A 14,578-nucleotide genomic window follows, 5' to 3' on the forward strand; every position below is an offset into this window, starting at 1 on the left:
TTTATACCTTGAAAAGTACAAAACTACGGCTAGAAATCATATAAAAATCTAGCTAAAAAATGAGCTTGAAAAAGAATTTGAAATTTTTAGAAATCCACATCTATATCATCCTCAGGATCATCATCGCTGCCAAGATCACCTTCGTCTCTAGCTTTGCAATCAATATCTATAGATAATCTTGAAGGCTTATCAAACTTCCCGGTAGAAACATCTAAAGTTTCATCTGCATAACAGGCTTTCATATACAATCCCCAAATTGGTAATGCCATAGAAGCACCTTGACCATAAGTGGTTGAACGAAAATGTGCAGCTCTGTCTTCTGCACCAACCCAAACACCTGTAACTAAATTAGGAACCATTCCCATAAACCATCCATCACTTTGGTTTTGAGTGGTTCCTGTTTTACCTGCAATAGGATTTTTTAATTCATAAGGATAACCCGTAATAATTTCTCTGTAAGCGGCATTCCACTTATCAAAGCCTTTATGCCGTAATCGTCTACCTGAGCCTGCTTGAGTTACCCCTTCCATAAGATTCACCGTTACATAAGCCACTTGTTCACTCAAAACATCCTTACTCTCTGGTGCAAATTGATAAAGTACAGTTCCATTTTTGTCTTCAATACGTGTCACCATAACTGGTTTATTGTAGACCCCTTTATTTGCAAATGTAGAATAAGCAGCAACCATTTCATATACACTAATATCTGCAGTTCCTAAAGCGATTGCCGGCACAGGCAGAATTTCTGAAGTAATACCTAGTTTCTTTGCCATTTCAGCAACAGGTTGTGGCCCTATCTCATTCATTAAACGTGCTGTAACTGTATTCGTTGAACTCGCTAAGGCGTCTTTTAGTGTTTGCTTACCAGAATAGTTAGCATCAACGTTTTTAACAGTCCATGATTCTGGATTCCCAAATTTATTTGCTTCAATAGTTATTGGTGATCTTGGAAAAGAATCGCAAGGAGAATACTGTAATTGATCTATCGCTGTTGCATATACAAATGGTTTAAAAGTAGAACCCACTTGACGCTTCCCTTGTTTTACCATATCGTATTGAAAGTGCTTGTAATTCATGCCACCAACCCAAGCTTTCACATGACCTGTAAGTGGATCCATTGACATCATTCCTGGACGCAAAAACGATTTATAATAACGCATAGAATCAATAGGCTTCATAACTGTATCTACTTCGCTTGCTTTACCATCAATCCATTTAAAAATTCGCATTTCTGTTGGCTTTTCAAATGAAGCTCTTATTTCCTTTTCTGATTTTCCTTGTTCTTTCAAAATTCTCCAACGCTCACCACGTTTCATTCCGTCGTTCATCAATTTCTTGATTTCTGATTGGTCCAACTCTAAAAAAGGTGCTGTTTTATTACGCTTTGGTGTGTTTTGATTATCAAATTCAGCTTGTAATCTTGGCATATGTTGTGCTACTGCATCTTCTGCGTATTTCTGCATACGAGAATCTATTGTAGTGAATACCTTTAAACCATCACTATATAAATCGTATTTACTCCCATCCGGTTTTCTATTGTTTTTATCATTTGTCCAATCTTTCATAAAACCTCTAAGATATTCTCTAAAATAGGTTGCAGTACCTTGGCTATGTGTTTCTGGTGTAAAGTTTAGATCGAGTTCTGTTTTTTGCAGTGAGTCTTTAACATTTTCATCTATATATCCATATTTTGCCATTTGAGCCAAAACTACATTTCTTCTGTTTTTAACACCAACAGGGTTTCTTGATGGAATAGGGTTATATAAAGATGAATTCTTAAACATTCCCACCAACATGGCAGACTCTTTTACATCTAAATCTTTTGGCTCTTTACCAAAATAGATCCTAGCTGCTGATCTGATACCATCACCATTATTACCAAAATCATAGATGTTAAAGTACATTGCTATAATCTCTTCTTTTGTGTACTGACGCTCCAAGCGTATAGCGATAACCCATTCTTTTATTTTTTGAGTTAATCTGCTTATTGTGTTTGGAGACGCAACTCCTACAAATAATTGACGAGAAACTTGCTGAGATATTGTACTTGCGCCGCCACTTCTTCCTAAACTTGTAATTGCCCTTAACGTTCCTCTAGCATCAATCCCAGAATGCTCGTAATGACGAATATCTTCAGTGGCTATTAACGCATCAACTAAATTTTTTGGTAAATCTTCATAACCAACGGGTGTTCTGTTATCATCAAAATAAAACTTACCAAGAGTTTCGCCATCAGAGGAGATGATCTCCGTTGCTAAATTCGTTTCTGGATTTTCTAATCTGGTATGATCTGGCATTTCTCCTAAAAACCCCCAAGAAGCCAATAAAAATAAAAGGACTATTGCTAAAATACCTCCTGCAAATGCCATCCAAAACCAACGTATATATTTTGAAAAATCTAAAGTCGCTGATTTAGATTGTGTTGTTTTCTTTTTTGCCATAATTATTATTTTTGAGCATGTTCTACCCTAAAACCTATCTCAGTAATACCTTCTAAATTTTCAATGCCATTGATGTCACCGTTCTTTCTCATAGCATGTTGAATATTGACTGTGTAATCACCTTCCTCATTAAACTTAAATGATTCATTGAAACCTCTAAACCACAATTTATTCTCTTTAATATCGGAAAATCCTGTACCCAAAAGTTCCCCATTCGGCGCAGCCATTTTATACTCTAAAGTATCTTTAACCGCTTTTCCATTTGGATAATTTAATTCTACAAGTAGAAATAAATTACTGAACTTATAATCGTTAGTGTTTCTTAAATTAACGAATAGATTATAGTAATTAACGGTATCTGGTGCTTTAAAATTGAAACTAACAATAGAATCTTTATGCCATTGGTTTGGCGCAGATTCATACCTATCGAAAACAGCATTTGAGTCACAACTTGTGATAAAAAAACAACTGATCAATGATAGAAAGAAACAGTTAATTTTTCTTGGCATTGGTATTTGTTTTGGCATTTGATTTTTGGTTGCGGTTTCGATTATGAGTTCTATTCTTGTTGTTTCTGTTTTTATTATTCCTATTGTTTTTACGTTTCTTTCTCGATTTTGGACTATCGAAACGTGTTAAACTATCTTGACCTACAACGTTCTCAAACTCATTTTTAGTGTCCTCTATATGCTCAGCAGCATATTCTTCGAGACTTGCCACCTTCTCTTTTTTCTTATTTTTTTCAATTATTTCATTGGCTTGGTCTGTAGTAATAACATGCCAATTCATCCATTCACCTTCATAGGCATACCACATTAAACCTTTAAAAATATCAGTCTTTTGGCAAACAGCCGTTCCTTTTTCTGTATAAAGCTTTGTGTCATTTTTCGGGAATGCTTTTAAAGCATCTAAATATGCATCTAGCTCATAATTGAGGCAACATTTCAGTTTACCACACTGACCAGCAAGTTTTAATGGATTTAAAGACAGTTGCTGATAACGTGCTGCAGACGTACTAACGGATCTAAAATCGGTTAACCAAGTAGAGCAACAAAGTTCTCTACCACAAGAACCTATACCTCCTAGTCTTGCGGCTTCTTGTCTAAAGCCAACTTGCTTCATTTCAATACGAGTTCTAAACTCGCGCGCAAAAACTTTTATCAGCTCTCTAAAGTCTACACGTTCTTCTGCTGTGTAGTAAAACGTAGCTTTACTGCCATCTCCTTGAAATTCAATATCAGAGATTTTCATCTTCAAATTCAGGTCAATAGCAAATTGTCTTGCTTTAACCTTCATTGGTTCTTCTTTATCTCTAGAAGCAGACCAAATGTCGATATCTTTTTGTGATGCTTTTCGGTATATTTTTAAAACCTTTTCTGGGTCATCAAGGTTTACTTTCTTACGCTTCATTTGTACTCTTACCAACTCGCCAGTAAGTGTAACCATTCCTATATCATGGCCAGATTTTGCTTGTGTGGCTACAATGTCTCCAATGCTTAGTGTAAGGTTTTCTGTGTTTTTGTAATATTGTTTTCTGCCGTTTTTAAAACGCACTTCAATACCAATAAATGGGTCTTGACCGTTTGGAAGCGACATGTTAGCTAACCAATCAAAAACAGTGAGTTTGTTACAGCTATCTGTACCGCAAGTTCCATTGTTTTTGCATCCTTTTGGTTGGCCATCTTTACCAGTTGAACAACTGTTGCAAGCCATAAAAATTTTATATATTAAATCTAGATGTATTAAAAATCTAGATATAGGATTCGTAAATAATTAATGAGTAAAGATAATATTATTTATTCAGAAAAATAATTGACAGATAGCTTGGGATTCAGACTCAAAAAACTAAAATATAAATTGCTTATATTCAATGTTTTACGTAATTTATGCTCACAAATTAAATTTATTGCGATGTTATAATATTAAAAGCTATTAATTATGAAATCAAAAACTACACTACTAATCCTCATTCTACTTTCCGTTTATTTTTGTAATGCTCAAACTCCCGACTCTCCCATTGGTGGTGGCGAATTTGTTTTTAATCCTGAAAGAAAAGCATGTTTAACACCTGAGCAAAGAAGCGATATAGGGAAAACCCTTCAAACTAATATAAAGAAATTACAACTTCAAAACCGATTATCATTTAAAGAGGTAAAAAGCGGAAATCATCCGCTATTTATATGGCCAATTCAAAAAGCTAGCAACATAGACTATAATGATGTTTGGGCTATTTCTGGCTATGTTGATCACGACTTAAATTTCAATAACAATTTATTAGATTATAATTGTGGTTCAATTACATACGATACTTCAAATTACAATCATCAGGGTATTGATATTTATAATTGGCCATTTACTTGGAAATTAATGGATGATGATGGAGTAGAAATTATTGCTGCTGCTGCTGGACAAATTGTTGCCAAAAGCGATGGAGAATTTGACCGTAGCTGTGATTTTAATACCACAACACCATGGAATGCTGTCTATGTACAACATAGTGATGGAAGTGTGGCTTTGTATGGTCATATGAAAAATGGTTCTACCACATCAAAAAATGTTGGCGATATGGTAAGCGAAGGTGAATATCTAGGCATCGTAGGAAGCTCTGGTATTTCTACAGGACCTCATTTGCATATGGAAGTGTACCAAAGTATTGTTAATAATACCCTTACGGATCTAATAGACCCATATTCAGGAACTTGTAATAGTTTGAATACTGACTCTTGGTGGGCAAACCAAAAACCATATGTCAATTCTAATATTAACGCAATAATGACGCATAGCCAAGCTCCTAATGTTTTCCCTGCATGCCCAACTACTGAAACTACTTATGAAAATTCTGATTTTGATATTTCTGAAGATATTTATCTTTCTGCTTTTCTGAGAGATCAAATCGCGAATACACCTTTGTCATTAAAGGTTATACGACCAAATGGAAGTTATCTATACGATTGGTCAATAAACACCACCACTACATCTTCATCTTGGTATTACTATTGGTTTTTTCCTGTAGATGCTCTTGGTACCTGGACATGGGAAGTAACTTATCAAGGACAAACAGAAACGTACGATTTTAATGTTACTGATCAACTAGGTATTGAAGATGAAACATTAGAAGGAACTTCAATATACCCAAATCCATTTGATGATATTGTAAACGTTAATTCTACAGCTAAAATTAAAAAAGCCAGTGTAGTCGATATACTCGGTAAAACAATTTTAATAGTAAATAAAAATTCAGATGAAGGTATTAAGGAATTGAATTTAGCAGACCTTTCAAATGGAATGTATTTTGTAACTCTTGAAGGCGAACAACAGCAGAAAAAAACAATTAAGCTTATAAAGAAGTAAAATAAAAAGGCTCTAATTAAATTAGAGCCTTTTCTTTATTCTGTAGTATTAAGCGTTTCAAAAATATTTCGTAAATCTTTTTTATATGGTAAATGGTCTGCACGACCTTTTTTGAAAATATCGTTGCTATTACCTTGACCTTTTCTTAAAGCTTTTTGCTCTTCATAAGGCAAACGGTTTATTTCCATACAGTTTGTGGAGCAGCAATTTTCCATTTTTTCTTTACAGGATTCACATTGAATAAACAATAGGTGGCAAGCTTCGTTAGCACAATTTGTGTGCAAATCTGCTGGTTCTCCACATTGATGGCAATTAGCTATAACATCATCACTTATACGCTCTGAGCGCCTTTGGTCAAACACAAAGTTTTTACCTATAAATTTGTTTTCTAAACCTTCGGCTTCAATTTGTCTTACATAATTAATTATGCCACCTTCAAGCTGAAATACGTTTTTAAAACCTTTATGTTTATAATAGGCACTCGCTTTTTCACATCTAATTCCGCCAGTGCAATACATCACAAGTTTCTTATCTTCTTTATGCTCGCGTAAATCTTCTTCAATTAAGTCTAAAGACTCTCTAAATGTATCTACATCTGGCGTTATAGCATTTTTAAAATGACCTATTTCACTTTCGTAATGATTACGCATATCTACTAAAACAGTATCAGGATCTTCAATAAGCTCATTAAATTTTTCAGCATTTACATGAACGCCTTTATTTCTAACATCAAATGAATCGTCATTTAATCCATCTGCTACGATTTTATTTCTAACCTTAACTTTCAACTTTAAAAAGGCAAAATTATCATGCTCAATAGCAATGTTTAATCTTACATTTTCTAAAAAAGTAATGGTGTCTAAATGGTTTTTAAAGTTATCAAAGTTTTCCGCAGGGACAGAGAGTTGTGCATTAATGCCTTCTTTAGCCACATAAATTCGTCCTAGGACTTCTTGTTGGTCCCAAGCTACAAACATGTGGTTTCTAAAAATTTCTGTGTTACCAATTTTGGCGTACTTGTAGAAAGAGATTGTTAAGCGTTCTTTACCAGCTTTTTTTATAAGAGCTGCTCTTTCCTTAGCACTTAAGTTATTGTACAGTTGCATGCTATACTAATTTTAAGGTTAAAGAATAATTATGCTACAAAGGTATTGTTTGTGCTTAAATAACAAAGGATTAGGCATCAAAAAAAGCACTTTAAGATTCTTAAAGTGCTTTTTTACTAACTTAATAACATAAAACTTAATGAAAAGTTAGCTTCACATCGGCTTAACAGCTGCTTAGAAAACTCAGAGCAGCTGAGATGCCTCATGTTTTTACTAATTGAATAAATTTAATACCACTATATTCTAAATGATCAAAAAAAGAATTTTAATGGGTATTTACATAGCAATTTTTTCCTTTTCATTAAGTAGATGTAAAAAGTGTAAAAGGGTTGCGTCATAAAATTGAAAAAATTCCTTTAATGAGAAACCAAATCAATTTTGCTCGTTAATAAACGGATTGCTCTCAATAACAGATTGTGGAATTTCAAAAGTTAAACGTTCATCGTAATGAATAAATGTTTGACCAATAAAATAGTTGTGATTATTACCTCTAATTCCAGTATTTTCCTCGTTGCGTTTGAGTGCTAAATAAGTCTTCCCCTCACCCCAAAATTCTATCCTTGTTTGAAGAAAAATTTCATCTTGTAAGCTACTGCCAGACAGTGAATTAAGATAAGAGGTGTCAGATAATCTGAGTGATAACACTTCTGACAAAGTGCTTCTTGCTGCCGCCTCTTGACCTAATTTGGCTAAGGACTCTGCTTTTAAAATATAAAGTTCAGCAATACGAATAAACACATAGTCTGAGTCTGCTGGCACATATGCTGTTTCTAGTGTATTTGTATCATTTCCCGGTAATCTTTCATCATCATAGAACTTATCAAGTGGTGCTAAATAGTTATCCCCAACAACTGAATAAAACTGTTCTTTTCTTACATCTTCATTTGGTATCGAATTATATAAGTTTTGATCTATTGTTTTATTATCCCCAGCCCAAGAATAACCAAATGTAAAATAGTCCATATGGGTCCACCAAGAATATACTATATCCATTTCTTGGGTAAGATTTACTCCCCAAATCCATCCAGGAGTTTGAACATTATTGAACCCATTTGTAACTTCGGTTGAATTCATTATAGAGGCTCCACTAGTTGCTATTACTTCATCGCACAATAAAACAACCTCGTTAAAGCGAGTTTGATCTCTTTGAGCCGCAATCGTATAGGCCAAAATACTCTGGGCAACGAATTTGTTAATATTTAGTTTAGAAGGTCGTTGATAATTATCCAATAATTCAATGGCCCTATTTAAGTCATTTTCAATCTGCTGAAAAACTTCTTGTGTCGCAGATTTAGGTATATATGTATCTGATCCTTCTAAATATAGCGGTAGTATTTCTGATGAAGGATTATAATCATTGGACATGAATTGGGATAGATAAAAATAGGCATAACTTCTTAATGCTAAAGCTTGGCCAAGATAATGACGAAACATCTCATCTGCAGGGTTTGAGTTGCTACCACCCAATTCTCCAATTACAGTATTTGCAGTCTCAATAATATTATAATAATAAAACCATACTATAGTATTAGACTCGTGAGATGAATCCATTGTGCTCTCAAAAGAAGTTATAGATTTATACCACCCGTATGTAGTATAATTTACAGCCATATCACCAGTTAATACATCTGAATAAATGTCATAGCCTTTTTGGCCAAAATCGTCTATTCTAGTCGAACCTCCAGAGCTTGTACTATACATTTTTGAATATAAATCATCTAGCATTAATGCTATGTTTTCCGGATCAACATTGTCTAATTCATCATACAGATCTTCTAATTCTATATCATTAGAACAAGATGTGAAATTTAAGGAAAACAAGAAAAGAAATAATAACGTCAATATGTATGAGTTCACTTTTTTCATAGGCTTGCAATTTTAAATAAATGTAAGAAATTTAATTTAAGACTCACTTTTGAGCCATGGATATCAAGTATTATATTGAGTAGAGGATTGTTGAAAGAAAGAATAAAATTGGTGCAATATTAAATACAGAAAAATTAAAATAAGTGGTATTTTTGATGCACATAACTAAGAAAAAAACAGAAGAAATGAGTAGTGAAAAAGACGCGAAATTAAAAGCTTTAAAATTAACATTAGATAAACTAGATAAAGCTTATGGAAAAGGGACTGTAATGAAAATGAGCGATCAGGCTATTGTAGATGTCGATGCTATTTCATCTGGTTCTTTAGGTTTAGATATTGCATTAGGTGTGGGTGGATATCCAAGAGGTAGAGTAATTGAAATATATGGTCCGGAATCTTCTGGTAAAACAACGTTAACACTGCATGCTATAGCAGAAGCACAAAAAGCTGGAGGTATTGCCGCTTTTATTGATGCAGAACATGCTTTTGATCGTTTTTATGCTGAAAACTTAGGTGTAGATATAGATAATTTAATTATTTCTCAACCCGATAATGGTGAACAAGCACTAGAAATTGCAGACAACTTAATTAGATCTGGTGCTATTGATATTGTTGTTATTGACTCCGTGGCTGCATTAACACCTAAAAGTGAAATTGAGGGTGAAATGGGAGACTCTAAAATGGGATTGCATGCACGTTTAATGTCTCAAGCTTTAAGAAAACTAACGGCTTCAATAAGTAAAACAAATTGTACTGTAATTTTTATTAATCAATTACGTGAAAAAATCGGTGTAATGTTCGGAAATCCTGAAACCACAACTGGTGGTAATGCCCTTAAATTTTATGCTTCTGTGCGTTTAGATATTAGACGATCAACACAAATAAAGAATAGTGATAGTACTGTAATGGGTAATAAAACTAGAGTAAAAGTGGTTAAAAATAAGGTAGCACCTCCTTTTAAGCTTGCAGAATTTGATATAATGTATGGTGAAGGTATCTCTAAAGTTGGTGAAGTATTAGATTTAGCTGTAGAGCACGACATTGTAAAAAAGAGTGGTTCTTGGTTTAGTTATGAAGATACCAAGCTTGGTCAAGGACGAGATGCTGTAAAGGCTTTAATAAAAGAAAATCCTGATTTAATGGATGAATTAGAGGAAAAAGTAAGAGCTTTAATTAACAGTTCTAAGTAGAAAAAGTAAAAATCCTGAAAAAAAATCAGGATTTTTTCATTTTTACACGCAACCCTTTTGTGATTTTTGCATCTACAGGGTGAAATTGATTATAATTACATGAAAAAGTACGCTCTTTTAGTCGTCGTTTTTATCTCAATGCTTACGTCATGTAGTCTTGATAATGATAATCCTGTTCTATTGACAGAAGTCTTACTAGTTGATAGTGTGGTAGTCCCTGAACAATTTATCCATGGTGAAACATATGAGATTGCTATAACTTACACAAGACCGAGTCTCTGTTACGATTTCTATGATTTTATATATGAAATTAATGGAAACGAAAGAACTATCGCTGTAGTAAATACAGTGCAGTCTGCTAATGAAAGACCTGGTTGTCTTGACGATCCACAACAAGTCACGGTAAGTTTTGATTTTATAGTCTCTGGTACAGAAACATATCTGTTTAAATTTTATCAAGGAGAAAACGATGAGGGCTTAGATCAATACTTTTTAGTAGAAGTTCCAGTGGTAGCGGCAGACTAAATTTAGGAAATGACGATGAGAAATAATTATTAATTAATTCCAAAAAAAATGTGAGTTTAGACAGACTCATTAAAAATTGTATTAAACAAGATGCTCAAGCACAAGGCCAATTATACAAGCAATATGCAAGTAAATTATTTTCGCTTTGTCTTAAGTACTCTAAAAACTATGTGGAAGCAGAAGATAATCTGCACGATACATTTATAACTGTATTTAGTAAAATAGGTCAGTATAACAATAAAGGTTCTTTTGAAGGTTGGTTAAAACGTATTGCAATTAATACAACATTGCAGCGCTACAGAGAGGATGTTGGAGTTTACGACATCGTAAACGAAGGAAATATAGAAGATGTCTCTGTAGACATTAATGATGAGGATTTGAATATCGATTTTTTATTAAAAATCGTTCAAGAATTGCCAGACCGATACAGATTAGTATTCAATTTGTATGTATTAGATGGCTACTCTCATGTAGAGATAAGTGAATTAATAAATATTTCAACCGGAACCTCAAAATCAAATCTTGCTAGAGCAAGATTAATTTTAAAAGACAAAATAGAAGATTACAGAGCGAATTTTAATTCGCAGAGTTTATAAAAATGAACGATAAGAAGAACATAGACAGACTTTTTCAAGAAAAGTTTAAGGATTTTGAAGTAGCACCTAACGATGCTGTTTGGAATCGTATAAATGAAAGTCTTCCAAATAAAAAGAAAAAGCGTAGAGTTATTGCGCTTTGGTGGCAAATTGGTGGAGTTGCAGCTGCAATCGCATTGCTATTGACTGCTGGCGTTTCAATGTTTAATTCTGTTGATAATAGCAATAAAGATTTACCTATTGTAAATACAGATAAAATTGAAACTAACAAAGCTAACGACAATTTAAAAACTTCAACAAATTCTGAGCAAGACGAGTTGCAGAAAACTAATGGGGTTGAAAAAATTAAATATGTTGATTCAGAAGCTGACAATAATTTAATTAATAAAGAAGGTGACGCAACTGATAATCCTAAAAAGGATAATGTTTCTAATCAATTAATTAATTCTAATCAGTATCAGAAAGAATCAAATGCTGTTGCTAACTATTCTAAAGAAAAAGAAAAGATTAATTCTTCTCAAAAGCGTAATGATTTAACAACTGTTAATAATAAAGAGAATAGCACTAAGGTTGCTGCAAATACATCTAATAATAGCTCAAAAGATTCCGATGCTGCGCAACTCGCTAATGAAAAAGAACTCAAATCTACCATTAAAAATACGATTGAAAAGAATAAAACAGCTGTAGCAAATAATGCTAGTTCAAATAAATCAGGTGATGAGAATAAAGGTACTGAAGCAAAAAACGACGAAGAATTAAAGTCTGAAAATGCAATTATTGAAGAGATAAATAAACAAGATATTAAAAACGCTATTGTAGGAAATATTATAGATGAAAAAGAAGAAGAAAAACAAAACAGGTGGAGCATTGCACCCAATGTGGCGCCTGTTTATTACAGTTCTTTAGGACAAGGGTCTTCAATAGGCGAGCAGTTTAATAGCAATACCAAAACAAGCGATATTAATATGAGCTATGGTATTGTTGGATCTTATGCAATTACTAAAAGACTAAAAGTTAGAACTGGTGTGAGCCGCGTTAATCTTAGTCAATCTACTTCTGAAGTTTATGCTTTTACAGGCCCAAGTATATCTACTGCGGCTTCCAGAACATCGAACATTCCTATTGGCGGTAATATTACTTTTAATAATAATTTACCCATAGCATCTCTTATGAGCGCAAAATTGATGCAGATGCCCGAATCATCATCACCTATTAAGTCAGGTAACCTTGATCAACGTTTTGGTTTTATCGAGGTCCCATTAGAGTTAGAGTATAGAATAGTTGATAAAAAATTTGGTGTCAATGTCATTGGTGGATTTAGTACCTTCTTTTTAAATCAGAATGAGATTTATGCAGACTTACACGGAACTCCTACCTTAATTGGTGAAGCTAATAATATTAATAGCACAAGTTATAGTGCTAATTTGGGATTAGGCTTAGATTATAGCCTGTCAAAACAATGGAATGTCAATCTTGAACCTACGTTCAAGTATCAAATAAATACATTCAATAATACGTCTGGTAATTTTAATCCTTTCTTTGTTGGTGTATATACAGGATTAAGTTTTAAGTTTTAGGTTAAATTTAGGTTAGGTTATTGCAACAACAATTAAGCAATGATGAATGCAATGATTAAAAAAGCTACTCGTGGTTAGGGTAGCTTTTTTGCTTTTATAGATTTACTTAATTCATCCCAAATTACCGTTCTTGCGTTTTCATTTAGCGACTTAGTATCTTCAGTGCCTAATCCTTCAGTTTGTAAAAACTTATGGATTTTAGCACGCATTTTACCTGGTCCTCCGCTAAAAAACGTGTACGAAAATCGCTTTTTGTTATCATAAAATGTAATTGGCACCACAGGGATTTGATGATTTATAGCCAAACGAAACGCTCCATCTTTAAAAGCATCTAAAAGAATGTGTTCTTCTGGTACTCCACCTTCTGGGAAGATACAAATACTTAATCCTTGTTTTAAACGTCGTTGCGCTCTTAAAAAAACAGCTTGTCTGCTTTTAGCACTGCTTCGATCTACCAGTATACAAGTACGTTTATAAAAGAACCCAAATAGTGGAATTTTAGCTAATTCAGCTTTACCTACAAATACAAAAGGATTTTTAGAAGCCACTAACATTAGCATTATATCTGTCATAGAGGTATGGTTAGCTACAAACATGTAACTCTTTTTAGGTTCTGGCGTTTCCTCCTTTATGATTTTATAGCCAAACCCCATGCCTATTAAAATAAATTTAGACCATATGCGAGCCAATCGAAAAAAAAGAGGATACCATTGTTCTCTAGAAATAGAAATAATTAACACAGGAAACAATACGATAATAGGTATTAATACAAGAATGTAAAACCAAATACGATATAAAACCCAGAATGGATATTTAAAAATCTTCATCTTTTCAAAACTAAGTATTTAAATTAAATACGGTCTTATAGTTCTATCAAAAAAATTAACTTTGTACTTCGATTAAAAATTAAGTTTAATTTAATGAGACTCCCACTTTTGTGAGAGGTGAACATGGCAAGAATACTAACAGGAATACAAAGTACAGGAACACCACATCTAGGAAATATTTTAGGTGCAATTTTACCTGCAATAGAAATGGCAAATGATTCTAAAAACGACTCATTTCTATTTATTGCAAATTTACACACCTTAACACAAATAAAAGACGCTGAAGAGTTAAGAAATAATACCTACTCTGTTGCTGCAACTTGGTTAGCATTTGGCTTAGATATTGAAAAAACAGTGTTTTACAGGCAAAGTGATATTCCTCAAGTAACAGAATTGGCTTGGTATTTAGATTGCTTTTTTCCATACCAACGCCTAAAATTAGCACATGGATTTAAAGATAAAGCTGACCGTTTAGATGATGTAAATTCAGGGTTATTTATGTATCCAATGCTTATGGCGGCAGATATTTTATTGTATGATGCCGAAATTATTCCAGTTGGTAAAGACCAAGTGCAGCATATTGAATTTACGCGCGATGTTGCTTCACGTTTTCATACTAAAATGGGAGAAGCTTTTGTATTACCTGAAGAAAAATTACAAGAAAACACCATGCTTATTCCTGGAACCGATGGTGAAAAAATGAGTAAAAGTAGAGGGAATTTTATTAATATCTTTTTACCTGAAAAACAACTACGTAAAAAAATAATGTCAATCGAAACTGATAGTACTCCACTTGAAGAACCAAAAGACTGGTCAACTTGTAACTGTTTTGCTTTGTATAGTTTATTAGCTTCTGATGCTCAAATTACAGAGATGAAAGCTAATTACGAAAATGGCAATTACGGTTATGGCCATGCTAAACAAGCTTTATACGAATTGATTTTAGAGCGTTTTTCTGAGCCTAGAGAACGTTATGATTATTATATGAATAATCTTGAAGAAGTTGATGCTGCTTTGGCTAAAGGTGCAGCTAAGGCTAAAGTTGTTGCTGATGATGTATTGAAGCGTGTGAGACAAAAGGTTGGGTATTAGAAAACAT

General features: G+C 33.4%; 12 protein-coding genes. 6 read left to right on the forward strand and 6 right to left on the reverse strand.

Annotated features, from left to right (window positions below; translation table 11 throughout):
* Positions 1-86: 86 nt before the first annotated feature.
* From Q0822_RS05295 to ricT, 3 genes are read right to left on the reverse strand one after another with little or no spacing between them, the layout of a single operon-like run.
* Entirely contained in the window at positions 87-2,441 is a 2,355-nt protein-coding gene (locus Q0822_RS05295; RefSeq protein WP_299121088.1) for a transglycosylase domain-containing protein, read from the reverse strand.
* A gap of 5 nt (positions 2,442-2,446) precedes the next feature.
* The gene (locus Q0822_RS05300; protein ID WP_299121093.1) at positions 2,447-2,950 is read right to left on the reverse strand and encodes a gliding motility lipoprotein GldH; all 504 of its coding nucleotides are present in this window, start codon (positions 2,948-2,950) and stop codon (positions 2,447-2,449) included.
* A complete protein-coding gene (gene ricT / locus Q0822_RS05305; protein WP_299121096.1) occupies positions 2,934-4,154 on the reverse strand; it encodes a regulatory iron-sulfur-containing complex subunit RicT in 1,221 nt (406 codons plus the stop codon). The genes Q0822_RS05300 and ricT overlap by 17 nt, the downstream gene beginning before the upstream one ends.
* A gap of 225 nt (positions 4,155-4,379) precedes the next feature.
* Between ricT and Q0822_RS05310 the strand changes: the two genes are divergently transcribed.
* Positions 4,380-5,792 (forward strand): peptidoglycan DD-metalloendopeptidase family protein, encoded by a 1,413-nt coding sequence (locus tag Q0822_RS05310; protein ID WP_299121099.1) that lies wholly within the window; start codon positions 4,380-4,382, stop codon positions 5,790-5,792.
* Between the two features lie 35 nt (positions 5,793-5,827).
* On the opposite strand, the gene Q0822_RS05315 is transcribed toward Q0822_RS05310, so the two are convergent.
* Both Q0822_RS05315 and Q0822_RS05320 read right to left on the reverse strand, forming a co-directional pair.
* On the reverse strand, positions 5,828-6,898 hold the full coding sequence (locus Q0822_RS05315) for a rhodanese-related sulfurtransferase (RefSeq protein WP_299121102.1): 1,071 nt from the start codon (positions 6,896-6,898) through the stop codon (positions 5,828-5,830).
* 372 nt (positions 6,899-7,270) lie between these two features.
* The gene (locus tag Q0822_RS05320) at positions 7,271-8,764 is read right to left on the reverse strand and encodes a RagB/SusD family nutrient uptake outer membrane protein (RefSeq protein WP_299121105.1); all 1,494 of its coding nucleotides are present in this window, start codon (positions 8,762-8,764) and stop codon (positions 7,271-7,273) included.
* 185 nt (positions 8,765-8,949) lie between these two features.
* On the opposite strand from Q0822_RS05320, the gene recA reads away from it, so the two are divergent.
* The 4 genes from recA to Q0822_RS05340 all read left to right on the forward strand — a co-directional run bounded on the left by recA (position 8,950) and on the right by Q0822_RS05340 (position 12,652).
* Positions 8,950-9,954, forward strand: a complete 1,005-nt coding sequence (gene recA / locus Q0822_RS05325) for a recombinase RecA (RefSeq protein ID WP_299121107.1) — start codon at positions 8,950-8,952, stop codon at positions 9,952-9,954.
* Between the two features lie 99 nt (positions 9,955-10,053).
* A complete protein-coding gene (locus Q0822_RS05330) occupies positions 10,054-10,479 on the forward strand; it encodes a hypothetical protein (protein WP_299121110.1) in 426 nt (141 codons plus the stop codon).
* Between the two features lie 50 nt (positions 10,480-10,529).
* Complete coding sequence (locus Q0822_RS05335) at positions 10,530-11,075, forward strand: RNA polymerase sigma factor (RefSeq protein WP_299121113.1); 546 nt, start codon at positions 10,530-10,532, stop codon at positions 11,073-11,075.
* 2 nt (positions 11,076-11,077) lie between these two features.
* Positions 11,078-12,652, forward strand: coding sequence for a hypothetical protein (locus Q0822_RS05340; protein WP_299121114.1), 1,575 nt, complete (start codon positions 11,078-11,080; stop codon positions 12,650-12,652).
* 74 nt (positions 12,653-12,726) lie between these two features.
* Here Q0822_RS05340 and Q0822_RS05345 read toward each other — a convergent pair whose 3' ends face one another.
* Positions 12,727-13,479 (reverse strand): lysophospholipid acyltransferase family protein, encoded by a 753-nt coding sequence (locus Q0822_RS05345; protein WP_299121116.1) that lies wholly within the window; start codon positions 13,477-13,479, stop codon positions 12,727-12,729.
* A gap of 123 nt (positions 13,480-13,602) precedes the next feature.
* On the opposite strand from Q0822_RS05345, the gene trpS reads away from it, so the two are divergent.
* Positions 13,603-14,571, forward strand: a complete 969-nt coding sequence (gene trpS, locus Q0822_RS05350; protein ID WP_299121119.1) for a tryptophan--tRNA ligase — start codon at positions 13,603-13,605, stop codon at positions 14,569-14,571.
* Positions 14,572-14,578: the final 7 nt, after the last annotated feature.

It is taken from the genome of uncultured Winogradskyella sp. (assembly GCF_947496485.1).
In the GTDB taxonomy this organism is placed as follows: domain Bacteria; phylum Bacteroidota; class Bacteroidia; order Flavobacteriales; family Flavobacteriaceae; genus Winogradskyella.

What these genes read in the sequence shown, in the direction of transcription:
- Q0822_RS05295 (WP_299121088.1), bottom strand. Translation starts at nt 2,441, where the DNA reads ATGGCAAAAAAGAAAACAACACAATCTAAATCAGCGACTTTAGATTTT.
- Q0822_RS05300 (WP_299121093.1), bottom strand. Translation starts at nt 2,950, where the DNA reads ATGCCAAGAAAAATTAACTGTTTCTTTCTATCATTGATCAGTTGTTTT.
- ricT (WP_299121096.1), bottom strand. Translation starts at nt 4,154, where the DNA reads ATGGCTTGCAACAGTTGTTCAACTGGTAAAGATGGCCAACCAAAAGGA.
- Q0822_RS05310 (WP_299121099.1), top strand. Translation starts at nt 4,380, where the DNA reads ATGAAATCAAAAACTACACTACTAATCCTCATTCTACTTTCCGTTTAT.
- Q0822_RS05315 (WP_299121102.1), bottom strand. Translation starts at nt 6,898, where the DNA reads ATGCAACTGTACAATAACTTAAGTGCTAAGGAAAGAGCAGCTCTTATA.
- Q0822_RS05320 (WP_299121105.1), bottom strand. Translation starts at nt 8,764, where the DNA reads ATGAAAAAAGTGAACTCATACATATTGACGTTATTATTTCTTTTCTTG.
- recA (WP_299121107.1), top strand. Translation starts at nt 8,950, where the DNA reads ATGAGTAGTGAAAAAGACGCGAAATTAAAAGCTTTAAAATTAACATTA.
- Q0822_RS05330 (WP_299121110.1), top strand. Translation starts at nt 10,054, where the DNA reads ATGAAAAAGTACGCTCTTTTAGTCGTCGTTTTTATCTCAATGCTTACG.
- Q0822_RS05340 (WP_299121114.1), top strand. Translation starts at nt 11,078, where the DNA reads ATGAACGATAAGAAGAACATAGACAGACTTTTTCAAGAAAAGTTTAAG.
- Q0822_RS05345 (WP_299121116.1), bottom strand. Translation starts at nt 13,479, where the DNA reads ATGAAGATTTTTAAATATCCATTCTGGGTTTTATATCGTATTTGGTTT.
- trpS (WP_299121119.1), top strand. Translation starts at nt 13,603, where the DNA reads ATGGCAAGAATACTAACAGGAATACAAAGTACAGGAACACCACATCTA.